The sequence below is a fragment of the Streptomyces sp. NPDC006259 genome (genome assembly GCF_042870975.1).
Taxonomy (GTDB): Bacteria; Actinomycetota; Actinomycetes; order Streptomycetales; family Streptomycetaceae; genus Streptomyces.
Genome location: NZ_JBIAHY010000002.1, coordinates 157,026 through 181,495 on the forward strand (window position 1 = coordinate 157,026; position 24,470 = coordinate 181,495).

Annotated in this window: 25 protein-coding genes; 10 read left to right on the plus strand and 15 right to left on the minus strand. The window is 73.2% G+C overall.

Annotated elements, in window-relative coordinates:
- Nucleotides 1-16: 16 nt before the first annotated feature.
- The 4 genes from ACFYO5_RS06900 to ACFYO5_RS06915 form a co-directional block, all read right to left on the minus strand.
- Nucleotides 17-1,402, minus strand: a complete 1,386-nt coding sequence (locus ACFYO5_RS06900; protein ID WP_388705080.1) for an NADP-dependent succinic semialdehyde dehydrogenase — start codon at nt 1,400-1,402, stop codon at nt 17-19.
- Nucleotides 1,403-1,478: 76 nt separating this feature from the next.
- The gene (locus ACFYO5_RS06905) at nt 1,479-1,943 is read right to left on the minus strand and encodes an NUDIX domain-containing protein (protein ID WP_388705083.1); all 465 of its coding nucleotides are present in this window, start codon (nt 1,941-1,943) and stop codon (nt 1,479-1,481) included.
- The gene (locus ACFYO5_RS06910) at nt 1,940-3,478 is read right to left on the minus strand and encodes an ATP-dependent DNA ligase (protein WP_388705085.1); all 1,539 of its coding nucleotides are present in this window, start codon (nt 3,476-3,478) and stop codon (nt 1,940-1,942) included. Before ACFYO5_RS06910 ends, ACFYO5_RS06905 begins: the two co-directional genes overlap by 4 nt.
- 29 nt (nt 3,479-3,507) lie before the next feature.
- Entirely contained in the window at nt 3,508-4,455 is a 948-nt protein-coding gene (locus tag ACFYO5_RS06915) for an NAD(P)/FAD-dependent oxidoreductase (protein WP_388705087.1), read from the minus strand.
- Nucleotides 4,456-4,610: 155 nt separating this feature from the next.
- Here ACFYO5_RS06915 and ACFYO5_RS06920 point away from each other — a divergent pair, with 155 nt between their 5' ends.
- The 6 genes from ACFYO5_RS06920 (at nt 4,611) to ACFYO5_RS06945 (ending at nt 9,925) form a co-directional block, all read left to right on the plus strand.
- Nucleotides 4,611-5,177 carry a helix-turn-helix domain-containing protein gene (locus ACFYO5_RS06920; RefSeq protein WP_388707099.1) on the plus strand — a complete coding sequence of 189 codons (567 nt, stop codon included), beginning with the start codon at nt 4,611-4,613 and terminating at the stop codon, nt 5,175-5,177.
- Between the two features lie 115 nt (nt 5,178-5,292).
- Nucleotides 5,293-6,264 (plus strand): NADPH:quinone oxidoreductase family protein, encoded by a 972-nt coding sequence (locus ACFYO5_RS06925; protein ID WP_388705090.1) that lies wholly within the window; start codon nt 5,293-5,295, stop codon nt 6,262-6,264.
- Nucleotides 6,261-7,442 carry an acyl-CoA dehydrogenase family protein gene (locus ACFYO5_RS06930; RefSeq protein ID WP_356562961.1) on the plus strand — a complete coding sequence of 394 codons (1,182 nt, stop codon included), beginning with the start codon at nt 6,261-6,263 and terminating at the stop codon, nt 7,440-7,442. The genes ACFYO5_RS06925 and ACFYO5_RS06930 overlap by 4 nt, the downstream gene beginning before the upstream one ends.
- Nucleotides 7,439-8,557 carry an acyl-CoA dehydrogenase family protein gene (locus ACFYO5_RS06935; RefSeq protein ID WP_388705093.1) on the plus strand — a complete coding sequence of 373 codons (1,119 nt, stop codon included), beginning with the start codon at nt 7,439-7,441 and terminating at the stop codon, nt 8,555-8,557. The genes ACFYO5_RS06930 and ACFYO5_RS06935 overlap by 4 nt, the downstream gene beginning before the upstream one ends.
- Before the next feature lie 170 nt (nt 8,558-8,727).
- Nucleotides 8,728-9,588 (plus strand): phosphatidylinositol-specific phospholipase C/glycerophosphodiester phosphodiesterase family protein, encoded by an 861-nt coding sequence (locus ACFYO5_RS06940; RefSeq protein ID WP_388705095.1) that lies wholly within the window; start codon nt 8,728-8,730, stop codon nt 9,586-9,588.
- 142 nt (nt 9,589-9,730) lie between these two features.
- Nucleotides 9,731-9,925, plus strand: a complete 195-nt coding sequence (locus ACFYO5_RS06945; protein WP_388705098.1) for a hypothetical protein — start codon at nt 9,731-9,733, stop codon at nt 9,923-9,925.
- Nucleotides 9,926-9,969: 44 nt separating this feature from the next.
- Here ACFYO5_RS06945 and ACFYO5_RS06950 read toward each other — a convergent pair whose 3' ends face one another.
- The 3 genes from ACFYO5_RS06950 to ACFYO5_RS06960 all read right to left on the minus strand — a co-directional run bounded on the left by ACFYO5_RS06950 (nt 9,970) and on the right by ACFYO5_RS06960 (nt 12,706).
- Complete coding sequence (locus ACFYO5_RS06950) at nt 9,970-11,148, minus strand: phosphodiester glycosidase family protein (protein ID WP_388705101.1); 1,179 nt, start codon at nt 11,146-11,148, stop codon at nt 9,970-9,972.
- 203 nt (nt 11,149-11,351) lie between these two features.
- Nucleotides 11,352-11,894, minus strand: coding sequence for a GNAT family N-acetyltransferase (locus ACFYO5_RS06955; RefSeq protein WP_388705104.1), 543 nt, complete (start codon nt 11,892-11,894; stop codon nt 11,352-11,354).
- Nucleotides 11,895-11,971: 77 nt separating this feature from the next.
- Nucleotides 11,972-12,706 (minus strand): TioE family transcriptional regulator, encoded by a 735-nt coding sequence (locus tag ACFYO5_RS06960; RefSeq protein WP_388705108.1) that lies wholly within the window; start codon nt 12,704-12,706, stop codon nt 11,972-11,974.
- Nucleotides 12,707-12,764: 58 nt separating this feature from the next.
- On the opposite strand from ACFYO5_RS06960, the gene ACFYO5_RS06965 reads away from it, so the two are divergent.
- Nucleotides 12,765-13,967, plus strand: a complete 1,203-nt coding sequence (locus ACFYO5_RS06965) for an erythromycin esterase family protein (protein ID WP_388705111.1) — start codon at nt 12,765-12,767, stop codon at nt 13,965-13,967.
- Nucleotides 13,968-14,417: 450 nt separating this feature from the next.
- On the opposite strand, the gene ACFYO5_RS06970 is transcribed toward ACFYO5_RS06965, so the two are convergent.
- Entirely contained in the window at nt 14,418-14,867 is a 450-nt protein-coding gene (locus ACFYO5_RS06970) for a carboxymuconolactone decarboxylase family protein (protein ID WP_388705114.1), read from the minus strand.
- Nucleotides 14,868-15,178: 311 nt separating this feature from the next.
- Here ACFYO5_RS06970 and ligA point away from each other — a divergent pair, with 311 nt between their 5' ends.
- A complete protein-coding gene (gene ligA, locus ACFYO5_RS06975; protein ID WP_388705117.1) occupies nt 15,179-17,293 on the plus strand; it encodes an NAD-dependent DNA ligase LigA in 2,115 nt (704 codons plus the stop codon).
- A 51-nt stretch (nt 17,294-17,344) separates the two neighbouring features.
- Here ligA and ACFYO5_RS06980 read toward each other — a convergent pair whose 3' ends face one another.
- From ACFYO5_RS06980 to ACFYO5_RS07005, 6 genes are all read right to left on the minus strand, one after another.
- A complete protein-coding gene (locus ACFYO5_RS06980; RefSeq protein ID WP_388705120.1) occupies nt 17,345-18,946 on the minus strand; it encodes a polyamine aminopropyltransferase in 1,602 nt (533 codons plus the stop codon).
- Nucleotides 18,947-18,957: 11 nt separating this feature from the next.
- Nucleotides 18,958-19,398 carry a DUF350 domain-containing protein gene (locus tag ACFYO5_RS06985; RefSeq protein WP_356562981.1) on the minus strand — a complete coding sequence of 147 codons (441 nt, stop codon included), beginning with the start codon at nt 19,396-19,398 and terminating at the stop codon, nt 18,958-18,960.
- A gap of 69 nt (nt 19,399-19,467) precedes the next feature.
- Complete coding sequence (locus ACFYO5_RS06990) at nt 19,468-19,872, minus strand: DUF4247 domain-containing protein (RefSeq protein ID WP_388705124.1); 405 nt, start codon at nt 19,870-19,872, stop codon at nt 19,468-19,470.
- On the minus strand, nt 19,869-20,360 hold the full coding sequence (locus ACFYO5_RS06995) for a DUF2617 family protein (protein ID WP_388705126.1): 492 nt from the start codon (nt 20,358-20,360) through the stop codon (nt 19,869-19,871). Before ACFYO5_RS06995 ends, ACFYO5_RS06990 begins: the two co-directional genes overlap by 4 nt.
- Nucleotides 20,361-20,596: 236 nt before the next feature.
- Entirely contained in the window at nt 20,597-21,214 is a 618-nt protein-coding gene (locus tag ACFYO5_RS07000) for a DUF6629 family protein (RefSeq protein ID WP_388705129.1), read from the minus strand.
- A gap of 104 nt (nt 21,215-21,318) precedes the next feature.
- On the minus strand, nt 21,319-21,732 hold the full coding sequence (locus ACFYO5_RS07005) for a VOC family protein (protein WP_356562989.1): 414 nt from the start codon (nt 21,730-21,732) through the stop codon (nt 21,319-21,321).
- A 167-nt stretch (nt 21,733-21,899) separates the two neighbouring features.
- Between ACFYO5_RS07005 and ACFYO5_RS07010 the strand changes: the two genes are divergently transcribed.
- A complete protein-coding gene (locus ACFYO5_RS07010) occupies nt 21,900-22,982 on the plus strand; it encodes a nitrous oxide reductase family maturation protein NosD (protein WP_388705133.1) in 1,083 nt (360 codons plus the stop codon).
- 46 nt (nt 22,983-23,028) lie between these two features.
- Nucleotides 23,029-24,057 carry a methyltransferase gene (locus tag ACFYO5_RS07015; RefSeq protein WP_356562993.1) on the plus strand — a complete coding sequence of 343 codons (1,029 nt, stop codon included), beginning with the start codon at nt 23,029-23,031 and terminating at the stop codon, nt 24,055-24,057.
- A gap of 69 nt (nt 24,058-24,126) precedes the next feature.
- On the opposite strand, the gene ACFYO5_RS07020 is transcribed toward ACFYO5_RS07015, so the two are convergent.
- A complete protein-coding gene (locus ACFYO5_RS07020) occupies nt 24,127-24,462 on the minus strand; it encodes a TcmI family type II polyketide cyclase (RefSeq protein ID WP_356562995.1) in 336 nt (111 codons plus the stop codon).
- Nucleotides 24,463-24,470: the final 8 nt, after the last annotated feature.

The window sequence follows — 24,470 nt, forward strand, 5'->3', positions numbered from 1 at the left end:
CGTAGCCGCGCGGCGCTCACGCACCGTGCCAAACCGTGGTGATGTTGCAGAACTCCCGGATTCCGTGCCCGGACAGCTCACGCCCGTACCCGGATCGCTTGACCCCGCCGAACGGCAGCGCCGGATGGGAAGCCGTCATCCCGTTGACGAACACCCCGCCCGCCTCCAGATCCCGTACGAAACGGTCCACCTCGGCCTCCTCCCGGGTCCACACGTTGGAACTCAGCCCGAAGGGGGAGTCGTTGGCGATGAGGACCGCTTCGTCCAGGTCGGCCGCGCGGTACAGGGTCGCCACCGGCCCGAAGGCCTCCTCGCGGTGGATGCGCATCCCGCGGTCGATGCCGGCGAGCACGGTCGGCGGGTAGTACCAGCCCGGCCGGTCGGGACGTTCGCCACCGCACAGCACCGTGGCGCCGCCGCGCCGGGCGTCGTCCACCAGCTCCTCCAGGTCGGCGCGGCCCCGCTCGCTGGCGAGGGGACCGACCTCCGTCTCCTCCTCCAGCGGGTCGCCGACCCGCAGCGCCCTCATCCCTTCGCTGAAGCGTTCGGCGAAGCGGTCGTACACGTCCGAGTGGACGATGAACCGCTTGGCGGCGATGCACGACTGCCCGTTGTTCTGCACGCGCGCGGTCACCGCGACCTCGGCGGCCCGGTCGACGTCCGCGGACGGCATGACGACGAACGGGTCGCTGCCGCCCAGCTCCAGCACCGTCTTCTTGACCATCTCGCCGGCGGTGGAGGCGACCGCGCGGCCCGCCGGCTCGCTGCCGGTCAGGGTGGCCGCCTTGATCCGCTCGTCCCGAAGGATTTCGTCGACCGCGCCCGAGCCGATCAGCAGGGTCTGGAAGCAGCCTTCGCTGAAGCCGGCCCGGTGGAAGAGGTCCTCCAGGTAGAGAGCGGTCTGCGGGACGTTCGAGGCGTGCTTGAGCAGGCCGACGTTGCCCGCCATCAGCGCGGGCGCGGCGAAGCGGACGACCTGCCACAGCGGGAAGTTCCACGGCATCACCGCGAGCACCGGGCCCAGCGGCCGGTAGCGGACCACGGCGCGGGAGGCGCCGGAGTCCTTCACGTCGGACTCGGCCGGCCGCTCGTCGGCGAGGAGTTCCGGCGCGTGGTCGGCGTACCAGCGCATCGCCTTGGCGCACTTCGCGGCCTCCGCGCGCGCCTGCTTCACCGGCTTGCCCATCTCGGTGGTCATCACGCGGGCGATCTCCGCCTGGTCCTCGTCGAGGAGGTCGGCGGCCCGGTTCAGCAGCCGGGCGCGGTCGGCGAACGCCGTCGTGCGGTACGTGCGGAACGTGGCCTCGGCGAGCCGGAGCCGGCGTTCCAGCTCCTCCTCGTCCATGGCCTCGTACGTCTTGAGCGTCTCGCCGTTCGCCGGGTTCACCGTCGCGATGGGCATGACCGACCTCCTGGAGTGCTGGCTGTGTCTCGACCTTCGCGCGTCGCGGTGGGCGCCGCAACGCGTGCGCGTCCGCTCAGCCCGAGTGCTCCGTCAGCCGGTCGAGAAACGCGGCCTGTGCCTTCACGATCACCTCGCGCGCCCGGTCCAGGCCGTACCAGGCGACCCGGTCCAGCTCGGGGAACTCCCGCGAGCGCCCGGAGCGCGGCGGCCATTCCATGACGAAGGTGCCGGGCTCGACCACCGCCGGGTCGAGGTCCGCCTCGATCGCCCAGACCGTCACGATCTTGCCGTTCGTCTGCCGCACCTCGCCGAGCGGGAGCGCCTCGCCGTCCGGCGGCGCCACCCCCAGCTCCTCCAGGAACTCGCGGCGGGCGGCCTCCCAGGCCGGCTCCGGTGGCTCGTACTCACCCTTCGGCACGGTCCACGCACCGGCGTCCTTCTTCGCGAAGTACGGCCCGCCCATATGCCCCAGCAACACCTCCGGTCCGGCGGCGGTGTGCCGGAACAACAGCAGTCCCGCGCTGCGCCGCGCCGTCACGGCCGTACCCGCGGGTGCGCGGCGAGCAGGGTCTCCACGGTGTCCGCCTCCTCCGGGCGCTTGTCCTCGCGGTAGCGGACCACACGGGCGAAGCGGAGGGTGACCCCGGCCGGGTAGCGGGTGGAGCGCTGGAGGCCGTCGTAGGCGATCTCGACGACGAGTTCGGGGCGTACGGTCACCACCCAGCCGTCGTCCTGGACGGCCAGGTCGCGCAGGCGGTCGGTCTGCCAGGTGAGCATGGCGTCGGTCATGCCCTTGAAGGTCTTGCCGAGCATGACGAGTCCGCCGTCGGCGGTGCGGGCCCCGAGGTGCAGGTTGGAGAGCTTGCCGGTGCGCCTGCCGTGGCCCCACTCGGCGGCGAGGACCACCAGGTCGAGCGTGTGCACGGGCTTGAACTTCAGCCAGGACGCGCCGCGCCGGCCCGCGCTGTAGGGGGCGTCGAGGGACTTCACGACCACGCCCTCGTGGCCCCTGGCCAGGGTTTCCTCCAGGAAGTCCTCCGCAAGCCGGAGGTCGGCCTCGCCCGCCACCACCGTCCGGCGCACCCGCATCGGTTCGGGCACCAGGCGGGCGAGTTCGGCGTGCCGTTCGAAGAAGGGCAGGTCGAGCAGGTCACGGCCGTCGACCGAGAGCGCGTCGAAGAAGACGGGGGAGACCGGGACCGCCGCGGCGGCCGTGGCCACGTCCACGCGGGAGCCGACGCGGCCCGCCGTCTCCTGGAAGGAGCGGGGCCGCCCGGTCTCGTCGAGGGCGATGACCTCGCCGTCCAGGATGAACCGCGCGCCGTGCAACTCCAGTGCCGCCGAGGTCAGTTCGGGCAGCCGGTCGGTGATGTCCTCCAGGGTGCGGGTGTGCACCCGTACGGTGTCGCCGTCCCGGTGCACCTGGACGCGGATGCCGTCCAGTTTCTCCTCCACCGCGCAGGCGCCCAGCTTGCCCACCGCCTCGGCCACGGAGGACGCGGTGTGCGCGAGCATCGGCAGCACCGGGCGGCCGACCGTGAGCCGGAACCGTGCCAGCGCCCGGGGCCCGTCGGTGAGCAGAGCCTCGGCCACCGTCTGGAGCGAGCCGGCCAGCATCACCGCCCTCCGTACGTCCGCCGGGGGAGTGTCGGTCGCCGCCGCGAGACCCTCCACCGCCACCGCGTCCAGGGCGCCCTGCCGGACCTCGCCGCTGATCAGGGCGATGAGGAAGCGCTGCTCGTCCTCCGTGGCCGCGCCCATCAACTCCCCGACCAGCCGGACCCGTTCCGCCTGCGAGCCGGGGCCCGCCACCTTGCCCAGACCGGTGAGCCGGGCGTCCACCTCACGGACGGTCAGCGTCGGCTCGATGGCGGGGGCGACCGGGCGGCTCAGCACCTTCCAGCCGATGCCGAGCCTCCCCTGCGGCAGCCGTCCGGCGAGGTAGGGGATCACGATCGGCACGTCCTCCGCCCGCGCCTCCCGGAACAGTGCGGAGAGCAGAGCGATCTTGCGGGAGCGCGCCGAGGTGGCGGCGACCTCCCGGGACACGTCGGCGAGCCGGGTCAGCAGCATGCAGCCATGGTGCAACGCCGGCGTGCCGACTACACCTGGACGGCGGCGTCGAGATCGCTCATCAGCAGCTCCCCGTTGATCGCGGCGCCCGCCCGGTAGCCGCGGCTCGCCGCGTTGACGACCTGCTCGGCGAAGCCGGCCACGTTGCCCGCCGCCCACAGTCCGGGCACGGTCGTCAGTCCCCGGCCGTCGACCACGGGGTAGGTGCCGAACGGCGTCTCGGTCGTCTCGGCGCCCAGACGTGCCACGAGGTCGGTCCGCGGGACCGCGCGCGGCGCGACGAACAGCGCGTCGCGGGCGTGCACGGTCCCGTCCGCCAGAGCGACGCCGGTGAGCCGGTCGTCCGCGACGACCAGCCCGGCCACCTCGCCGGGGACGACGTCGACCCCGGCCGCGGCGAGCCGGCGCAGGTCCTCCCGGGACAGCTCCGCCTCGGCGACCGTGTGCAGGAACAGCCTCACGTCCTTCGACCACTGGGTCACGATCAGTGCCTGGTGCACGCCCATCGGGCTGGTGGCGAGCACCCCGAAGGCCTGGTCGCGGACCTCCCAGCCGTGGCAGTACGGGCAGTGCAGGACGTCCCGCCCGAACCGCTCGCCGAGGCCCTCGACCGGGGGCAGCTCGTCCTTCAGGCCGGTGGCGACGACGAGCTGCCGGGCCCGCACGGTCCGCCCGCTCGCCAGCGTCACGGCGAACCCGTCGCCCCGCACGGCGTCCACCGCCCGGTCCCGGACCAGCTCGACGCCGTACCGGGCGATCTCCTCCCGCCCGATCGCCAGGAACTCGGCCGGGGACATGCCGTCCCTCGACAGGTAGCCCTGCATGTGGGCGGCGGGCGCGTTGCGCGGCTCGCCCGCGTCGACGACCAGGGTGCGGCGCCGGGCCCGGCCCAGGACCAGGCCCGCGGACAGGCCCGCCGCGCCGCCGCCGACGACGATCACTTCGTAGGTGTCCGCGCTCGCGGTGTTCTCGGTCATGTCTGACCACCTCCACTGCGGACGGTCGCGCGACCGCTGCCGCATTGACAAACGCTTTTGCCGAAACTGCAATGGACCTCATGAGTGACGAAGGCGGCGACGACCACAGCGACGACCACAGCGACGACCACGGCGACGACCACGGCGACGACCACATGGACACCGTGCTCGCGAAGGTCGGGCCCCGGCTGCGCCGGATCCGCAAGGAGCGCGGCGCCACGCTGGCGGGGCTGTCCGGGGCGACCGGCATCTCGGTGAGCACCCTGTCCCGGCTGGAGTCGGGGCTGCGCAGGCCCAGCCTGGAGCTGCTGCTGCCGATCGCGCGGGCCCACGGGGTGGCGCTCGACGAACTGGTGGGTGCCCCGCCGGTGCGCGACCCCCGGGTCCGGGCGCAGCCGGTCGTCCGCCACGGCCGCACCCACTGGCCGCTCACCCGCCGGCCCGGCGGCCTCCAGGCGTTCAAGGTGCTGGAACCGAAGCGCGCACGGGAACCGGACCCGCGTACGCACGAGGGCTACGAGTGGCTGTACGTGCTGTCCGGGCGGCTGCGGCTGGTGCTGGGGGAGCACGACGTGGTGCTCTCGGCGGGGGAGGCCGCCGAGTTCGACACGCGGGTGCCGCACTGGTTCGGGTCGACGGGGGAGGGGCCGGTGGAGTTCCTCAGCCTCTTCGGCCCGCAGGGGGAGCGGATGCATGTGCGGGCGCGGCCCGCGGGCGCGTGACGCATCCGACGTCCCGCGCGGGGCGCTGGTGCCGGCCGACTGTTCCCTGATCGGCAAGCGACCGCTTAGTATGCGATCGACCCGGTCAGACGACGCAGTCCCGTGGAGGCTCCGCATGCAGGCATGGCAGGTGCACGAGAACGGCGAGCCGAGCGAGGTGATGCGGCTGACGGACGTGGAGCGGCCCACGCCCGGCGACGGCCAGATCCTGCTCAGGGTGCGCGCCGCGAACATCAACTTCCCCGACGTGCTGATGGCCCGCGGCCACTACCAGGTCAGGCCGCCCCTGCCGTTCACGCCGGGCGTGGAGATCTGCGGCGAGACCGAGGACGGCCGCCGCGTCATCGCCAATCCCACGCTGCCGTACGGCGGTTTCGCCGAGTACGCCGTCGCGGACGCCGCCGCCGTGCTGCCCGCCCCGGACTCGCTGGACGACGCCGAGGCCGCCGCCCTGCACATCGGCTACCAGACGGGCTGGTTCGGCCTGCACCGCCGGGCCGCTCTGGAGGCCGGCGAGACGCTCCTCGTGCACGCCGCGGCGGGCGGGGTCGGCAGCGCGGCCGTACAGCTCGGCAAGGCGGCCGGGGCCACCGTCATCGGGGTCGTCGGCGGACCCGGAAAGGCGGCCGTCGCCCGCGAGCTGGGCTGCGACGTGGTGATCGACCGGCACGCCGAGGACGTGGTCGCCGCCGTCAAGGAGGCCACCGGCGGCCGCGGCGCCGACGTGATCTACGACCCGGTCGGCGGCGAGGCCTACACACAGTCCGCCAAGGTCGTCGCCTTCGAGGGCCGCGTCGTCGTCGTCGGCTTCGCGAGCGGCTCGATCCCCAGCCCCTCCCTCAACCACGCCCTGGTGAAGAACTACGCGATCCTCGGCCTGCACTGGGGTCTGTACAACACCAGGAACCCCCAGCTGGTCCGGGACTGCCACGAGCAGCTCACCGACCTGGCCGCCCGCGGCGCGATCAAGCCGCTGGTGAGCGAGCGCGTGCCGCTCGACGGGGCCGCCGCCGCCGTCCAGCGGGTCGCCGACGGCGTCACCACCGGCCGGATCGCCGTCGTACCGCAGAACGGAGCCGCCGTATGACCGACGCAGCCGAACTCCGACGCCGCGCGGCCGAGTTGCTGGCCGCGCACCCGCCGGCCACCACCGACCGACTCGACTTCCTCAAGGCCCGCTTCGACGCGGGTCTCGCCTGGGTGCACTACCCCGAGGGACTCGGCGGACTCGGTGCCCCGCGCTCCCTCCAGGCCGTCGTCGACGCCGAACTGGAGGAAGCGGGCGCCCCCGACAACGACCCCCGGCGCATCGGCATCGGCCTCGGCATGGCCGCGCCGACGATCCTCCGGTACGGCACCGAGGAGCAGAAGCGGCGCTTCCTGCGGCCCCTGTGGACCGGCGAGGAGGTCTGGTGCCAGCTGTTCAGCGAGCCCGGCGCCGGCTCCGACCTCGCCGCCCTCGGCACCCGGGCGGTCCGGGAGGGCGAGGACTGGGTCGTCAACGGGCAGAAGGTGTGGACGTCCAGCGCCCATGTCGCACGCTGGGCCATCCTCATCGCCCGTACCGACCCGGAGGTGCCCAAGCACCGCGGCATCACGTACTTCGTGTGCGACATGACCGATCCGGGCGTCGAGGTCCGCCCGCTGCGGCAGATCACCGGCGAGGCCGAGTTCAACGAGGTCTTCCTCACCGACGTCCGCATCCCCGACGCCCACCGCCTCGGCGAGGTCGGCGACGGCTGGCGCGTCGCGCAGACCACGCTGAACAACGAGCGCGTCGCCATCGGCGGCATGCGGCTGCCCCGCGAGGGCGGCATGATCGGCCCCGCCGCCAGGACCTGGCGCGAGCGTCCCGAACTGCGCACCCACGACCTGCACCAGCGGCTGCTGAAGCTGTGGGTGGAGGCAGAGGTCTCCCGGCTCACCGCCGAGCGGCTGCGCCAGCAGCTCGTCGCCGGCCAGCCCGGACCCGAGGGCGCCGGAATGAAGCTCGCCTTCGCCCGCCTCAACCAGGAGATCAGCGGTCTGGAGGTCGAACTGCTCGGCGAACAAGGCCTGTTGTACGACGACTGGACCATGCGCCGACCCGAACACGTCGACTTCACCGGGCGCGAGGCGGGCTACCGCTACCTGCGTTCCAAGGGCAACAGCATCGAGGGCGGGACCACCGAGGTCCTGCTGAACATCGTCGCCGAGCGCGTCCTGGGCCTGCCCACCGAGCCGCGCACCGACAAGGACGTCGCCTGGAAGGACCTGGCCCGGTGAACACACAGACGGATCTCCTCTACACCGAGGAGGAAGAGGCGCTCCGCGCCGCGGTCCGCGATCTGCTCGGCGACCACTGCGACGCGGCCGGCGTGATCGCCGGCACCGAGTCGGACGCCCCGCACGACCAACGGCTGTGGAAGGCGCTCACCGGCCGGACGGGCCTCGCGGGGCTGCTGGTGCCCGAGGAGCTGGGCGGCCAGGGCGCCACCCACCGGGAGGCCGCGGTCGTCCTGGAGGAACTGGGTCGCGCGGTCGCCCCCGTCCCCTACCTCACGAGCGCGGTCGTCGCCACCGAGGCACTGCTCGCCTTCTCCCACGCTCCGCTCCGCTCGGAGGAGGCGCCCCCCGTCGCCGACGACCTGCTCGGCCGGCTGGCGCAGGGCACGACGGTCGCCGCGCTCGCCGTCGGGCTGCACACCGCGCCGGGCACGGCCTTCCCGTCCGTACGGCTGGAGAACGGCGCCCTGCACGGCGAGTTGACCGGCATCGCCGACGCCGCCTCGGCCGGCCTGCTGCTCGTCCCCGCGGACGACGGCGGGCTGTACGCGGTCGACGCCGACGCGGTGACCGTCACGCCGCAGGTGTCCCTGGACCTGACCCGGCCGCTCGCCACGGTCACCCTCGCCGCGGCGCCCGGCCGCCGGCTGGGGCCCGCCGCCCCCGCTGTGCGGCGGGCCCTGCGCGCCGGTGCCGGACTGCTCGCCTCGGAACAACTCGGGGTCGCCGAATGGGCGCTGACCGAGACCGTGCGCCATCTGAAGGACCGCAGGCAGTTCAACCGGCCCGTCGGCGGCTTCCAGGCGCTCAAGCACCGGCTCGCCCAACTGTGGCTGGAGGTCGTCAATCTGCGGGCCGCGGCCCGGGGCGCCGCGGACGCGCTCACGACCGGAGAGGACGTCGACGTGGCCGTCGCCGTGGCGCAGGCGTACGCGGCGTCCGTCGCGGTGCACGCCGCCGAGGAGGCGGTCCAGTTGCACGGCGGCATCGGGATGACCTGGGAGCACCCGGCCCATCTGTACCTGAAGCGCGCGAAGGCCGACTCGATCGCCTACGGCACCGCGGGCGCCCACCGCACCGCCCTGGCCGAACTCGTCGACCTGCCGGCCCCCTGACGAACCCTCCGAAGAAGCCCGCCCCACCCGGGGCGGGCTTCTTCGCGCGCCCGCGCGGAAGAAGTGAACGACCGAGGGCGGTCCGGCCAACTCCTGGCACGGACAGGTTCGTCGCGGCGGGGCCGCACTCATACTCCCTGTGGTCCGGACCGTTCCTCAGGGAGGCAGACATGGCCCTCATCACCCGCCGCAGAGCCCTCACCACGTTCGGCGCCGCCGCCACGGCAGTGCTGGCGCCGCCCGCCGGCAACGCCCTCGCCGGCGAACGCGAGCACCGACCGCGCCCGTTGTGGCACGCCCACGCCCACAACGACTACGAGCACCCCCGCCCCCTGCTCGACGCCCTCGACCACCGCTTCGGCAGCGTCGAGGCCGACATCTTCCTCGTCGACGGCCAACTGCTCGTCGCCCACGACCCGGTGGACCTCGACCCCGCCCGCACCCTGGAATCCCTCTACCTCGCCCCCCTCGCCGCCCGCGTCGAGGCCAACGGCGGCACGGTCCACCGGGGTTCGCGCACCCCGCTGCAACTGCTGATCGACATCAAGACCGAGGGCTCGTCGACCTACCGGGAACTCGACCGTCGACTGCGCCGCTACAAGCACCTGTTCACCGCCTACGACCACGGCCGGGTGCGCCGCGGACCGGTCACCGCCGTCGTCTCCGGCGACCGCGCGGCCCGGGTGCCGATGACGGCACAGACCGTGCGCCGGGCCTTCTACGACGGCCGCCTCGCCGACCTGGGCAGCACGGACGCCTCCTTCGCCTCCCTGATCAGCGACAACTGGACGCTCAACTTCAGCTGGCTCGGCGTCGGCGCCTTCCCCGACGCGGAGCGGCAGAGGCTGCGCGCCCTCGTCCGGGCCGCCCACGCCCGGCGCCAGAAGGTGCGCTTCTGGGCCACACCGGACCTGGCGGGCCCCGCCCGGGACGCGCTGTGGGGCGAACTGCTCGACGCCGGTGTCGACTACCTCAACACCGACGACCTGGCGGGCCTGGAGGCCTTCCTCGACGCCCGCGGGAGGGCGTGACCGCGACCGGGGACCCGGCCGGACACCTGGCCGGCCGGTGAACCACTCGTTCGGAGGACAGGTCAGCTGCACGAACGAACCCTCCGCTACGCCACACTTGCGGCCGAATGCCGCGAAATCGGACGTGGCGGAGGAGGTTGACGTGGCCGTTTCCATTTCCGTGGTGCTGTTGCTGCTGATCCTGGCGGTGGTCTTCCTGCGCAGTGGCGGACTGAAGGTCTCGCACGCGCTGGTCTGCCTGCTGCTCGGCTTCTTCCTGGCCGGTACCAGCATGGCTCCCACCATCAACAGCGGCCTCACGGCCACCGCCGACATCGTCAGCAGCCTGCGGCCGTGAGGCTCCGCGGGATCACCGGCTGAGCGCACCCCCGAGGGGAGGATTCACCGTGTGAACACCCCGATGCCGTTCGGCACGGCACGCTCCACCCCGTCGGAGGGGTGGTTGCGCACCGACACCCCGCTCGCGCCCGGCGCGCGGGCCACCAGGGTCGAGGAGCCTCCGCCGTCCAGGCTGAACCCCTCGGTGGCGCCGAGGCTCTTGAGGGCGGCCGCGACCTCGGCGATCGTCAGGCCCCTGCGGTACGCGGGCGCACCGTCGACCGTGAACAGCAGCACACGCCGTCCGCCGTCCGCGATGCCCACCGCGGTGCGCACCGCCGAGGTCCGGGTGTCCAGGCCCGGCAGGGGCCGCCCGCCGCTGAGCACCGGACAGCCGCCGAGGGCGAAGCGGTAGGCGCGCCCCGAGGCGGCGGCGAGGCCGTGGTTCACGGCCACCCGCTGCCCCTCGGCCAGCGTCCTCAGGCGCTGCGCGCCCGCCTCCCGGCCGACCAGCACCGTCGTGTCCGCCGCGATGGCGCCGCTGCCCGGCTTCGCCGAGGCCGACACCATCCGGCCGGCTTTCACCGTCACCTCGTACGTGTCGGTGCCGCACGGCGCGGCCCGCTTGGTATCGGTGCCACAGGTGGCCCGCGCCCGCGAGACACTGCCCCAGTCGGAGTTGTACGCGCCGATGGAGTTCTCCGGCAGCGCGTACTGGTTGAGACCGCCCAGCGGCCACCGCAGACCCGGGGCGGTGACCGTGCCGTCGAGGGTCAGACTGTCCAATCGGGCCTGCCCGTCACCGCTCACCCCGAGCACGTCGTCGGTGTCCGTGCCGGGCGGCAGGGCGGGGCCGAACCGCTGCCCCGTCGGGACGGCGGCCTTGAGTACCTTGCCGTTCGCGATGGCGGGGCCCACGCTCGCGCCGGTCGCGGCGACGCCCGGATGCTGCGCCTCGGAGGTGTTGAAGAAGTCGCCGTTGACGCCGGCGACCGCATTCTGGACGGTGGCCAGCCGCGTGACGGTCGCGCGGGACGCGACCTTCCCCGGATACAGCAGGCCCAGACGCACGTGGGTGTTGGCCAGGTCGACACCGAGCACGTGTACGTGCGTCAGGCCGGCCCCCGCCCGGAGGTCGTACTGCCGGTACACCACGCCATCCGCGATGGTGGTCCCCGTCGCCGCGCCGGCCGGTGCCGCCCCGGTCAGGGCCACGCCGGCGAGCGTGCCGAGCACCGTCACAAGCGCCAGTGACGATCCTCGCGTACGGGACGGATTCTGACTTCGTGTCACATACCCCCCTGTCTCGTGTGGGCGGCCACTTTCTCACGAGGGCCGGGGGGTTCCGCGCAAGGGCGGGCGTGAACACCACGAGAACGGGTGAGGGAAGGCGCGAATCCGGGTGTCCTTCCCCCGTTCCGGCTCGTGCGATGCCGGGCTCCGTGCTAACCGGTCCGCTTGCCGGACACCGGCGCGGCATAGCAGCGCAGCGGCACCACCTGGTCGGGCCCCCACCTCTGGTCCACGCGGCCGAGGTCCTGCCAGCCGAGGCGGGCGTAGAAGGCCGCGGCCGGGTCGGTGGCCACCACGTCGAGCACGGGGTGGCCGCCGAGGGAGCGCGCCTCCCCGACGGCCCGGCCCGTCAGAGCCGCTCCGGCGCCCAGTCCACGCGCCTTCGGTGCCACGAACAGCCGGTTGACGCAGACCGCCGGCACCCCGCTCCCGCGCGCCGCCCACAACGCCGGTGCCGGGTCGCCGTCCTCGCCCCGGCACAGCGCGACGTGTCCGACGATCCGTCCGTCCGCTTCGGCCACCCAGGCCGCCAGGAGGGTCGGCGGGTTCAGCCAGGCGGCGGGTGCGGCCGGCCAGTTGACCGGGTACCGGCTGTGCGCGTGCGTCAGCGCGAGCACGCCGACACAGTCGTCCAGGTCGGCGGGGACACGGGGCCGGACGGAGAGGGCCGGGGTATCAACGGGGTCGGAGGTCACCGCCGTATGCAAGCACGGCGCCCTCGCACCGAGCGACGCGATCGCGGACGACGGGGCGCCGGACCGTGGACGACGGCTCACCCGCGCGCACGGAGATACGCCTCCAGTTCGGCGGCCCCCGCCAGCATCGCCCGGCCGCGCGCGGAGAGCCGGGCGCGCCAGTCGGCGAGGGCGGCCTCCAGCGGCCCCGGTCCGCCTGCCGACCGCACCTGGGCGATCAGCGGGGCGATGCGCTCCAGGGGGTAGCCGCCGCGCCGGAGCTGACGGGCCAGCAGGGCGTCGCGCACGTCGGCCTCGTCGTAGACGCGGTACCCGGTCCGCGGGTCGCGGCGGGGGCTGACCAGCCCGGCCCGCTCCCAGGTGCGCAGGGTCGCGGAGCGGACGCCGAGCCGGCCGGCCAGCGGTCCGATGAACGTCGTCCCTGGTCCCGGCGGTGCGGGCGGTGCGGGCGTCGGTGGGCCGGACTCCAGATCGCGGAGGGCGTTCTCCACGGCGGCGAGAGTCCGCCGGTCCTCGAGGAGTTGGGCATGGCTCTCGTCGACGAGGCGGAACGCCTCGTCGGCCGCGCCCTGGTTCACCGCCCGCATGACCGCGGCCGTCGTCGCGTGGCCGTGGCCCGGCACCAGGGCGAGGAACGCGCCGAGGGCCCGCGCGTGCAGCGGCGTGTAGGTGCGGTAGCCGTGGGGCGTACGCCCGGCGGCCGGAAGGATGCCGGCCTCCTCGTAGTTCCGGACCGCCTGGGTGGACAGACCGTGCGCGCGGGCCAGGTCGACCGGCCGGAGCCGTTCACCGCTTTGAAGGTTTCGCCCCATGATCCTGCCGATACCGTGAGAAAGTCTCCACCGAGTGTTCAAAGATACCGTTGAAGGCATGGCTACCGACATCGAGGACACCGTGTGCGCCGTCGAGGCCGCCTCCGTCATGAGGCTGCTTCCGGCCCGGCCCCGGCTGCTCGCCCTGGGCGAGCCCACACACGGCGAGGACACCCTCCTCCGCCTGCGCAACGAACTCTTCCGGCAGCTCGTCGAGGAGGAGGGCTACCGGACGATCGCCATCGAGAGCGACTGTCTGGCGGGCCTGCTCGTGGACGACCACGTCACCTCGGGCGCGGGCTCTCTCGACGCGGTCATGGAGCAGGGAATCAGCCACGGTTGGGGCGCCTCCGCGGCCAACCGCGAGCTGGTCCGCTGGATGCGCGCCCACAACGACGGCCGGCCCGCGTCCGAACAGGTCCGCTTCGCCGGCTTCGACGGCCCACTGGAGATCACCCACGCCGCGAGCCCCCGGCAGGCCCTCGCCGCACTCCACGCCTACCTCGCGGCCCACCTCGACAAGGACCTGCTGCCCTGCACCGCGGAAACACTCGACCGTCTGCTCGGCGCCGACGACCGGTGGTCCGGACCCGCCGCCATGACGGACCCGGCCCGGTCGGCGGGAAGGTCGGACGACGCCCGGGAACTGCGGCTGCTCGCGGACGAGTTGACGTCCCTCCTGGACGCGTGGACGCCGCACCTGACGGCGGTGACCCCGCGGGACGACCGGGACCGCGCGCGCCTGTACGCGCGCACGGCCACCGGTCTGCTGCGCTACCACTTCTGGATGGCCGACACCTCACCGGCCCGCATGACCCGGCTGGTGGGCACGCGGGACCTGATGATGGCCGACAACCTCCTCGCCCTCGCCGAACGGGGTCCGGTGCTGGCCCACGCCCACAACAGCCATCTCCAGCGGGAGAGGAGCACGATGAGCATGGGCGGGCAGCGGCTGACGTGGTGGAGCGCCGGTGCGCTGGTCGGCGCCCGGCTCGGCGCGGAGTACGCCTTCCTGTCCACGGCCCTGGGCACGATCCGGCACCGGGGGGTGGACGCCCCGGCCCCGGACACGGTCGAAGGGTTCCTGTACGCGCTTCCGGCGGACCGTTGCGTCGTCGACGCCTCCCGGCTGGCCGCCGCTCTCGGCGACCGGCGGCCCGCCGCTCGCGTGTCGCCCTACTTCGGCTACGCCCCGCTCGACCCGGCCCATCTCGCGGACAGCGACGGCATGGTGTTCGTCAGGGACGTCCCGCGCGGCTAGCGGCTGCCGTGACCGGCCGTTCGGGAACGCACGGCGAGGGCTTCCTCAAGCCGGCCGAGGACCCCGACCGGGGCGTCCTGGTCGGCGCGGCCTCGGCGGGACCGGCCGGCGGGGAACCGCTGTACGGCCTGGACGTGGCCGTACCCGCGGAGGTGTCTCGGTGGCGACGCTCCAGCACACGATCTGCCCGCACCCGACGTTCCCTCGCGCCGTGAACCGGCGCCGACGGCATCGCGCTGACGCGCAGGGGGCCTGCGGCACCGCGCGCGGGCGTCGGCGTACGCGGCCTCCCGCGCCGCGGCGTCGGCAGGCAGGGTGGTCGCCTCCGCCAGCGCCCGCGGCGGCACCGCGCTCACGCACCGCAGCCGGCGGCACCGCGCTCACACGCACCCGCGGGGACGCTCCCGCGGGACCGCACGTACGAGAACGCACCCGCGTCGACCGGCCGGGTCAGCGCACCGGGTGCTTGCTCATGACGGACACCCGGTTGAAGGCGTTGATGGTGACCGCCACCCAGATCACCGCCGAGATCTGGTCCTCGGTGAGCGCCTCCCGGGCGTCGGCGTACGCGGCCTCCTGCGCCGCGGCGTCGGCAGGCAGGGTGGTCGCCTCCGCCAGCGCCAGGGCCGCCCGCTCCGCGCGGTTGAACAGTTCGGTGTCGCGCCAGGCGGCGAGCACACCGAGCCGCCGGGACGACTCCCCGGCCCGCAGCGCCGCCCTGGTGTGCAGGTCGAGGCAGAAGGCGCAGCCGTTGAGCTGCGAGACGCGCAGATTGACCAGTTCCACGACGGTGCGCTCCAGGCCCGCCTCGGCGGCGGTCGCGCGCACGGCCTCGGAGGTCTCCAGGAGTGCGTGGTACGCCTTGGGGCTCTGCTTGTCGATGAAGATCCGTCGAGTCATAGGTGAATATAAAACATTCTCGGGAGGGGCTGGGGAAATGCCGCGGACGAGAGGGGCGTCCGAGGAGGCGGAACCCGGCCCGACGCTCGTGTCCCCGGCGCCTCGGCGATCGGAGCCGTCCTCCGCCGATCGCGCCTGCGGCAGGCCGCCGGTCTCACCCGTCGGCGGGCCCCGCGGCGACGCCGGGCTTCCCCGGCGGCCGGAACCGGTGACGGGAGTCCGACGCCGCCCTGGTCCCCGCCTTCGCCCTCGCCCACGTCCTCGGCTTCGCCCGGAGGGCGTTGTCAGTGGTGGGAGGCAGGATGACGGGTATGACGACACCTGCCGCACAGATCGTGGACGCCGCCGCCTACGCGCAGGCGGTCGAGGATGCCGTGCAGGCGTCCGCCGCCTACTACACCGGGGGCACCTCGGTGCTGGACGACGACGCCTACGACCGGCTGGTGCGGGGCATCGCCGACTGGGAGGCCGCCCACCCCGAGCAGGTGCTGCCCGACTCGCCGACCGGCAAGGTGGCCGGCGGCGCCGTGGAGGGGGACGTCCCGCACACCATCGCCATGCTCAGCCTCGACAACGTGTTCTCGCCCGAGGAGTTCACCGCCTGGGCCGGATCCCTGGCCCGGCGCGTCGGCCACGAGAGCGAGCGGTACAGCGTCGAGCCGAAGCTGGACGGCCTGGCGATCGCGGCCCGCTACACCCGGGGCCGCCTGACGCGGCTGATCACGCGGGGCGACGGGACGGCCGGCGAGGACGTGACGCACGCCGCGGGCACCGTCGAGGGCCTGCCCGAGCAGCTGAGCGAGCCGGTCACCGTGGAGGTGCGCGGCGAGGTCCTCATGACGACCGCCCAGTTCGAGCACGCCAACGAGGTCCGCACCGCGCACGGCGGCCAGCCGTTCGCCAACCCGCGCAACGCGGCCGCGGGCACCCTACGAGCCAAGGACCGCGCCTACACGGTGCCGATGACCTTCTTCGGCTACGGCCTGCTGCCCCTCGCCGACACCGAGGCCGGCCTGGCCGCCGCCCTGGGCGAGGCCGCCCACAGCGACCTGATGGCCCGCGCCGCGGCGCTGGGCGTGAACACGACCGCCACCACCTCCGTGCCCGGCGTCACCGTGTCCGGCGTGGAGGACGTCCTGGCACGGGTGCGGGAGATCGCCGCCCTGCGGCCGGAACTGCCCTTCGGCATCGACGGGATCGTGGTGAAGGCCGACCTGGCCGCCGACCAGCGGGCCGCCGGATCGGGTTCGAGAGCCCCCCGCTGGGCGATCGCCTACAAGCTGCCGGCCGTCGAGAAGATCACCCGCCTGCTGGAGGTGGAGTGGAACGTGGGCCGCACCGGCATCATCGCGCCCCGCGCCGTCCTCGCCCCGGTCGAGATCGACGGCTCCACCATCACCTACGCCACCCTCCACAACCCGGCCGACATCACCCGCCGCGACCTGCGGCTGGGCGACCACGTCATGGTCCACCGGGCCGGTGACGTCATCCCCCGCGTCGAGGCGCCCGTCGCCCATCTGCGCACCGGTGAGGAGCAGCCGATCGTCTTCCCCGAGGTGTGCCCGCGCTGCGGATCGGCCATCGACACCAGCCAGCAGCGCTGGCGCTGCGAGAACGGCCGCAACTGCCACCTCGTCGCCTCCCTCTCCTACGCCGCCGGGCGCGACCAGCTCGACATCGAGGGCCTCGGTCACACCCGCGTCGTACAGCTCGTGGAGGCCGGGCTGGTCGCCGACCTCGCGGACCTGTTCACGCTCACCCGCGAACAGCTCCTCGCCCTGGACCGGATGGGCGCGACCAGCACCGACAACCTCCTCGCCGCGCTCGCCACGGCCAAGGGCCGGCCGCTGGCGCGCGTGCTGTGCGCACTCGGCGTGCGCGGTACCGGACGGTCCATGTCCCGGCGTATCGCCCGTCACTTCGCCACCATGGACCACCTGCGCGCCGCCGACGCGGAAGCGATCCAGCGGGTGGACGGCATCGGCACCGAGAAGGCCCCGTCGATCGTCGCGGAACTCGCCGGACTCGGCCCGCTCATCGACAAGCTCGCCACGGCCGGTGTCAACATGACCGAGCCCGGCGCCACCCCGCCCGCCCCGCCGGCCGACGGGGCCGCCGGCACCCCCGAGGCCACCGGCACCACCGGGGCGACCGGCTCCACCGTGTCGGCCGGCGGGCCGCTGGCCGGGATGACGGTGGTGGTCACCGGCGCGATGACGGGCCCGCTGGAGAAGCTCAGCCGCAACGAGATGAACGAACTCGTGGAACGCGCGGGCGGCCGCTCCTCCTCCAGCGTCTCCAGGAGGACCAGCCTGGTCGTCGCGGGGGAGGGAGCCGGCGCCAAGCGCGCCAAGGCGGAGTCCCTCGGGGTGCGCCTGGCCACCCCCGACGAGTTCGCCGTCCTCGTCGCCGACCTCATCGGCTGACCGCCACCGCCCAGGGCGGAGCGGGCCCCGTTCCGGTTCCGCCCGGCGGGCTCAGTAGTTCTTCCACTCGTCGAGCACGTACTCCAGCACCGTCGGCTCCATCAGCGTGCTCGGCCGTACGTCCTGGCGGCGGCGGTCGACCGGGAAGACCGCGGCCGCCTTCAGGACCGCGTCGTCGAGGTAGCGCAGCCGGGGCGCGTCCGGGGCCAGTCGCAGCGGCGGGGGAGTGGTGCCGCCGCGGGCGGCCAGGACGAATCCCCAGTTGCCGAAGCTCGGCACGTCGATCTGGAACTCGGCCGTCGTGTACCCGGCCGCCTCGACGGTCGCCGCGATCGACCAGAACGTCTTCGGCGCGAAGAACGGCGACCCGCTCTGCACCATGACCTGGCTCCGCGGGGTGAGGACCTGGCCGAGCAGCGTGTAGAACTCCACCGAGTACAGCTTGGCCAGCGCCGCCGTGTCCGGGTCCGGGAAGTCGATGATCACCGCGTCGTAGTGCTGCCGGGCGCTGCGCAGCCAGTTGAAGGCGTCGGCGTTGACCACCCGCACCCGGGGATCGGCGAACGACCCGCCGTTCAGCTCGCGCAGGGGTGCGAAGTCACGGCCCAGCTTCGTCATCGCCGGGTCCAGCTCGACGAGCGTCACGTGGCGCACGTCGTCGTAGCGCAGGACCTCGCGCAGGGCGAGCCCGTCACCGCCGCCCAGGATCAGCACCTCGCCGCGTCGTCCGGACAGCGCGGGGTGGACGAGCGACTCGTGGTAGCGGTACTCGTCGACGGAGCTGAACTGGAGGTCGCCGTTGAGGAAGAGGCGCGTGTCGTCACCGCCGGTGAAGGCGGTGGAGCGGGTGACGACGATCTCCTGGTACGCCGTCGTCTCGGCGTGCACGATCGGGTCCTGGTACATCCGCTGACGCGCGGTCACCTCCAGGTCGTCCGCCAGCACGTAGGCGGTACCGAGCACGGCCAGGACCGCCGTCACCCCCGAGAGGAGACCGACCTGGACGAAACGCCGGGTCTGCCGGCGGAAGATGAACAGGACCACGACGACGCCGGCCACCGCGTTGACCGCACCGACCACCAGCGCGCCCCGCAGCTGCCCGAACGTCGGCAGGAGCAGCAGTGGGAAGCACAGCCCGCCGACCAGCGCCCCGATGTAGTCGACGGCGAACATGTCGGCGACGGCGCTGCCCGCCTCCTGCCGCCGGATCCGTTGCAGCAGCGTCATCAGCAGCGGTATCTCGGCCCCGATCAGCAGCCCGACCACCAGCGTGATCACGATCATCGCCGGGGTGTACAGCTGGAGCCAGGCGAACGCCGTGTACAGCACCAGCACGGAGAGTCCGCCGACCAGCGCCAGCGCGGCCTCGACGAGCGCGAACGCGCCGACCGCGCGGCGGCGCAGCGGCTTGGCGGCGAGCGAGCCGAGACCCATCGCGAAGACCATCACGGAGATGACCACGGAGGTCTGGAGCACGGAGTTGCCGATGAGGTAGCTGCCCAGAGCGGTCAGCGCCAGCTCGTAGACGAGGCCGCAGGCGGCGCAGAGGAAGACGGCGAGCAGCAGGAGGAAGCGCGCCCCCCGGGTGTGCCGTACGGCCGGGGGGCGGGAGGGCGCCGCGGTGTCGCGGCCGTGGAGTGCGGTGGTGCTCACGGGTGCGGTGCCTAGGACAGTGCCGCGCCGACCATGAGGGCGGTGCCGAGGTACATCCCGGCCTGCACCCAGGCGGCCGGGTGCGGACGGCCGTCGCTGCCGTCGTCGAGGGCGACCGAGCCCATCTGACCGGGGGTGACGTGGCCGATCACGAGGCCGACCAGCGTCATCACCAGGACCCCGGCGAGACCGTAGAGGAGTGTGCTCAACAGGCCGTAGCCGAGGCCCTCCTCGGACTCGCTGGCCTGGATGGCCTCCATGATGACGAGGCCGACGGCGATCGACTGGCTGCCGAGCAGGACGGCCGCGCCGCGGTTGCGGTCCGTCCAGACCACGTGGAAGAGCTTGCCGGGCGTGACGAGGTCGAGGGCGATGAAGCCGACGGCCATCACGGCGAGGCCCACGACTCCGTAGAGCAGGGCCTGGCCCGTCGACTCGAAGATCTCGGTCACTGTGGTGCCTTTCTTGACGGCGTCGTCAGGGTCTGGTGGTGGGCCGCGCGGGGGCCGGTCGGCCCGGTGTCACTTGCCTTCGCCGGGGCCGCCGCCGCGGAAGCTGGCGCTGTCCGGGTCGGGCCAGTACGTCAGGTAGCGGCTGTGCCGGTGGTATCCGTTGCGGTAGTCCTCGATCTCGATCCGGCTGCCGCTCCGGTACGGCGACACGGTGACCATGTCGTCGCCGTAGCGCAGGAACTGCGTCCGGGCCCCGGTCGCGCGGTCGAGGGCCGCTCGGTGGCCGTGGATGGCGTCGGCGACCTGCTTAGGGGTCCTGCTCGGGACGACCCAGGCCGCGCCGCTCTCGGTGTACTTGTCGCGTATCCAGCCGCGGGGCACTCCGTTGTTGCCGTCGGAGGAGGAGCAGGCGGCGAGCAGGGCCACCGCCAGCACGGCCGCCACCGCCGCGCGGACGAGTCGGGCGCTCTTCATCGGGCCTCCAGCCGCGTGTACGTCGATACGATCTGGCCGTGCTGGGGATAGGTGTGCCAGGTGCGCCAGACGAGCCCGCCGCCCGGCGGTCCGTCGGCTGCCTCGACGACGACGGCCGTCAGCGCCTCCGGCGAACCGGGGAAGACCCCGCACAGGCTGTCGGGGTCGCCGGCGACCCGACGGCGGATCCCCGCCACCCGGTCGCTGAATCCCGCGGGGTCCAGCCGCCGGGTCTCGGCGGTGAAGTCGTAGATCCAGCCGGGCAGTTGACGGGTGTGCGTCCTCGGCAGGCCCTTCACGGATCCCAGCAGGCACGCGACGGTCTCCCGTACGGGGCCGGCGAAGACCTGGTGCGAGGCGCCGAGCAGCCGCAGGCGCACGTCGAGCCCGCCCACGGTCGTCCCGTGCTCGGCGAGGGCCGGTCGCTCGTCCAGGTCCAGCGAGAAGCAGAGCTGATCCGCGTCCGTGTCCAGGTAGGGGGCGTCCAAGGCTATGGCGTGCAGGTGGACCCCCCCGGTCAGATCTTGCTATGAGCGGCGCCGAGTATGGCACATGTGGCGTGGGGGGCCCGACCGGCAGGGGGCGGAGCGATCGATTCCGGGTCCCCGCCGCCGCTCGCCGACCCGCCCGCAGGGTCCTGGCCTACGCGAGTGGCCCGAGGCCGATCGCCGTGCGTGGAGGCGGAGTTGGACGGGTGTCCGGCCCGGGGCCGCCGGGGACGCGTTCACCGGCGGGCGGGCCGCGCGCGGACCCAGCCGAGCAGGAGGACCGAGCACACCGCCGCGAAGGCACACCATGTGGAGACGAACTCCAGGCGCCACAGCGCCCAGCAGGCCAGCGCGCCCACGGCGACGAAGATCCCCAGTACCAGCAGCCGCCGGTCGCCGGACATCAGCAGGGAACCGATCGTGGCCAGGAGGTAGCCGGCGATGAGCGGAACGGGATGTGCCAGGTGGGTCGCATAGCCGATGGTGTGTCCGCGGATCTCGGCCGTCACGGGGCCGACGGCCAGCCCGTGGGCGAGCCCGGCGGCGGTGACGACGCCCACCGCGAGCAGGAGGCCCGAGCCACGGCGGGCGGACGGCGGGGCGGCGCACCAGACGCCCGCGGGCACCCACACCGCCAGCAACGGCAGCGCGATGACGGCCCAGGCGACGGTGGCGGGTCCGCCGCCGCCCCCCGCGTCCCACACCGCCGCCTCGACGAGCTGATGGGCCCCGAGCAGGAGCGGCAGCGCGGCGAGCGGCAGGTCCCGCGCCGCGCGCACCCGCGTCACGCAGGCCACGCCGACGGTGGCGATCCCCGCGCCCGCCACCAGATCGGCCGTCGCACTCCAACACATCGCGCCACCATCGAGTCGACCGTCGCGAGCCCTCGCCCCGCTGTGCGGCCACGCTAACGCCGGGTCCGGCCGAGGCCGCGGATGACGGCGCCGGGCCGCTCGGGTCAGCCCTGCGGCTCGCTGATGTTCACCATCCACGGAATGCCGAAGCGGTCGGTGCACATGCCGAACACGTCGCCCCACATCTGCCTCTCCAGCGGGACGGACACCGAGCCGTCGGCGGACAGCCTCTCCCAGTAGCCGCGCAGCTCGGCGGCGTCGTCGCCGCTGAGGCTGACGGAGAAGTTGTCGCCCGGTGTGACCTGCGTGCCGGGCGGGGCATCCGCGCCCATCAGTGTGAAGCCGTTCGCCGTCTCCAGCATGCCGTGCATGATCTGTTCGGCCTCCGGCGTGCCCTGTCGTCCCGCCTCGCCGTAGGTGTTGAGCGCCAGGGTGCCGCCGAAGACGTCCTGGTAGAACTCCATCGCCTGCCGGGCGTTGCCGCCGAAGCTGATGTACGGGTTGAGGCGCGAGGCCATGACCACCTCCGGGAACGGGACATAACGGTCATATCGGGGGCAGAGTAGCGCGGGACGCCGACGTCGGCCCGTCGGTGCGGAGGGTGGCTGGGGTGCCGGTCCCGCAACACGCCGCCGTACGGCCGATACCGCCGGGCTGCCGACCCGTCGCGCATATCGTCCGGAATATGAAGAAATGCCATTTCGTGTACCTCGCGTGCACCGCGGCGGTCGTGGGGACCAGCCTCGGTGCCGCTCCGGCCTCCGCCGGTCACCCGACCCATGTGGTCCACGCGGGACAGTCGATCCAGAAGGCGGTCGACGCCGCCGCTCCCGGCGACACGGTACTGGTCACCCCGGGCATCTACCGGGAGAGCGTCACGGTGACCACGCCCGGTCTGACCCTGCGCGGCGTGGGCCGCGGCGTGGTGATCCGGCCGGCCGCCGACAAGGCCGCGGACATGGCGGCGGACAGGGCCGCCGACGCCTGCGCCGCGGGCGGCAACGGCATCTGCGTCGTCGGCACGCCGGACCACAAGGTCGAGGACGTCACGCTCGCCTCCCTGACCGTCACCGGCTTCACCCGCAGCGGCGTGTACGCCACCGCCACCGACGGACTGACCGTGCGTGGTGTGACGGCGGTGCAGAACGGGGTGTGGGGCATCGCCCAGGAGGCGTCGACGCGGGGTGTGTTCCGCGGCAACACCGCCCGGGACAACGGTGACGCCGGCCTCTTCCTGGCCAACACGATCAACGCCGAGCAGGGCGCCACCGACACCGGCGGCACCCTCGTCGAGCGCAACCGGCTGGAGGGCAACCGGATCGGCGTCACCGTCCGCCGCCTGCGCAACCTCACCGTCGCGGAGAACCACGTCACCGGCAACTGCGCGGGAGTGTTCATCGTCGGTGACGAGAACAAGCCCAGGGCCGGCGCGGTGACCGTCGCCGAGAACCGCGTCGTGCGCAACAACAAGTCCTGCCCGAAGACGGCGCGGCTGGACGCCCTCCAGGGCTCCGGCATCGTGCTGACCGGCACCGAGTCCACCCTGATCACGCGGAACACCATCAGGGACAACGCCGGGAAGTCCCCGCTGTCCGGCGGCATCGTGCTGTTCAAGAGCTTCGTCGGCACGGCCAGCGAGCGGAACCGGATCAGCGACAACCGGCTGAGCGGCAACTCCCCGGCCGACCTCGTCGACCAGGAGACCGCCAGGACCAACACCTTCGAGGCCAACAGCTGTCAGGTCTCCAGGCCCGCGGGCCTGTGCTGACCGGACGTAGCCACCCGTGAATCCGACGAAAGAGGAAAGGCGGCCCATGACGACCGCAGAAACTGCCCCGGCCCCGTCCATGCGGCTGCGGGAACTGGTGTTCGGGGCGGCCTGTGCCGCCGCCCTGCGCGCGACGGCCAGGCTGGGCGTCGCCGACGCCCTCGGCGACAGCCCGATGGCCGTCGAGGACCTCGCGGCCGCGGTGAAGACCGAACCCAAGCCGCTGCGACGGCTGTTGCGGGCCATGTCCTGCTACGGCGTCTTCGCCGAGCAGGGCGACGGGACCTTCGCGCACACCGAGATGTCCCGCCTGCTGCGCGAGGACGACCCGCACAGCCTGCGCTACATCACCCTGTGGTGCACCGAGCCGTGGACCTGGGACGCCTGGCCCAAGCTCGACGAGGCCGTGCGCACCGGCCACAACGTCGTCGAGGACCTGTACGGCAAGGAGTTCTTCACCTACCTGAACGAGGACGCGCCCGAATCCGCCCTCGTCTTCAACCGGGCCATGACGACGTCCAGCGCGCAGTCCGCGCGGGACGTCGCGCAACTCCTCGACCTGTCGGCGAGCGCTTCGGTCGCCGACATCGGAGGCGGCCAGGGGCACGTGGTGGCGAGCCTCCTGGAGAAGTACCCGACACTGCGCGGGACGCTGCTCGACCTGCCCCGCGTGGTGGAGAACGCCGACCCGCGGCTGCGTCCCGGCGGCGCGCTCGCGGACCGGATGCGCGTCGTGCCCGGCGACTGCCGGGAGGCCATCCCCGTCCAGGCCGATGTGTACATCATCAAGAACATCCTGGAGTGGGACGACGACAGCACCGCCAGGACCCTGCGCAACGTCATGGCGGCGGGCGGTCCCGGCGCACGGGTCGTCGTCATCGAGAACCTCGTCGACGACTCGCCCTCGATGCGCTTCAGCACCGCCATGGACCTGCTGCTGCTCCTGAACGTGGGCGGCGCCAAGCACACCACCCAGAGCATGGTGAGCCGGCTCACGGGAGCGGGCCTGGTCATCGACGACATCCGGCCGGTCAACCCCTACCTGCACGCGTTCGACTGCACCGTGCCCGCGTGACACCCCCCGGACCACCGGCGGCCGGGCACGCGACGAACGCGCGCCCGGCCACCGGTGACCACCGGCGTCTCACGCCGTGGAGTCCCGCTCCCAGCGGTAGAAGCAGTGCGCCATCGCGTCCTTGGGCGAACGCCAGGTCGCGGGGTCGTACGCGCTGACGTACGCGGTCAGCCGCTCACTGATGTCCCGGAACTCGGGGTGCCCGGCCACCTTGGCGATCGCGGGGCCCGGATCCTGCTCGGACTCGATGAGATGCAGGTACACGTCGTCGAACTGGAAGAGACTGCGCCGGGAGACGCCCACGAGGTGCGGCAGTTCTCCACGGTCCGACTCCGCGAACAGCTTCGCGATGTCCGGGGCGGACCCCGGGGCCATCCGGGCGACGATCAGGGCCTGGTGCGTCATCCTGTCCT

Coding starts and splice junctions, on each gene's coding strand:
- ACFYO5_RS06930 (WP_356562961.1), top strand. CDS start 6,261: ATGACCGACGCAGCCGAACTCCGACGCCGCGCGGCCGAGTTGCTGGCC.
- ACFYO5_RS06940 (WP_388705095.1), top strand. CDS start 8,728: ATGGCCCTCATCACCCGCCGCAGAGCCCTCACCACGTTCGGCGCCGCC.
- ACFYO5_RS06900 (WP_388705080.1), bottom strand. CDS start 1,402: ATGCCCATCGCGACGGTGAACCCGGCGAACGGCGAGACGCTCAAGACG.
- ACFYO5_RS06925 (WP_388705090.1), top strand. CDS start 5,293: ATGCAGGCATGGCAGGTGCACGAGAACGGCGAGCCGAGCGAGGTGATG.
- ACFYO5_RS07020 (WP_356562995.1), bottom strand. CDS start 24,462: ATGACGCACCAGGCCCTGATCGTCGCCCGGATGGCCCCGGGGTCCGCC.
- ACFYO5_RS06970 (WP_388705114.1), bottom strand. CDS start 14,867: ATGACTCGACGGATCTTCATCGACAAGCAGAGCCCCAAGGCGTACCAC.
- ACFYO5_RS06915 (WP_388705087.1), bottom strand. CDS start 4,455: ATGACCGAGAACACCGCGAGCGCGGACACCTACGAAGTGATCGTCGTC.
- ACFYO5_RS06990 (WP_388705124.1), bottom strand. CDS start 19,872: ATGAAGAGCGCCCGACTCGTCCGCGCGGCGGTGGCGGCCGTGCTGGCG.
- ACFYO5_RS07010 (WP_388705133.1), top strand. CDS start 21,900: ATGAAGAAATGCCATTTCGTGTACCTCGCGTGCACCGCGGCGGTCGTG.
- ACFYO5_RS07000 (WP_388705129.1), bottom strand. CDS start 21,214: ATGTGTTGGAGTGCGACGGCCGATCTGGTGGCGGGCGCGGGGATCGCC.
- ACFYO5_RS07005 (WP_356562989.1), bottom strand. CDS start 21,732: ATGGCCTCGCGCCTCAACCCGTACATCAGCTTCGGCGGCAACGCCCGG.
- ligA (WP_388705117.1), top strand. CDS start 15,179: ATGACGACACCTGCCGCACAGATCGTGGACGCCGCCGCCTACGCGCAG.
- ACFYO5_RS06965 (WP_388705111.1), top strand. CDS start 12,765: ATGGCTACCGACATCGAGGACACCGTGTGCGCCGTCGAGGCCGCCTCC.
- ACFYO5_RS07015 (WP_356562993.1), top strand. CDS start 23,029: ATGACGACCGCAGAAACTGCCCCGGCCCCGTCCATGCGGCTGCGGGAA.
- ACFYO5_RS06920 (WP_388707099.1), top strand. CDS start 4,611: ATGGACACCGTGCTCGCGAAGGTCGGGCCCCGGCTGCGCCGGATCCGC.
- ACFYO5_RS06960 (WP_388705108.1), bottom strand. CDS start 12,706: ATGGGGCGAAACCTTCAAAGCGGTGAACGGCTCCGGCCGGTCGACCTG.
- ACFYO5_RS06910 (WP_388705085.1), bottom strand. CDS start 3,478: ATGCTGCTGACCCGGCTCGCCGACGTGTCCCGGGAGGTCGCCGCCACC.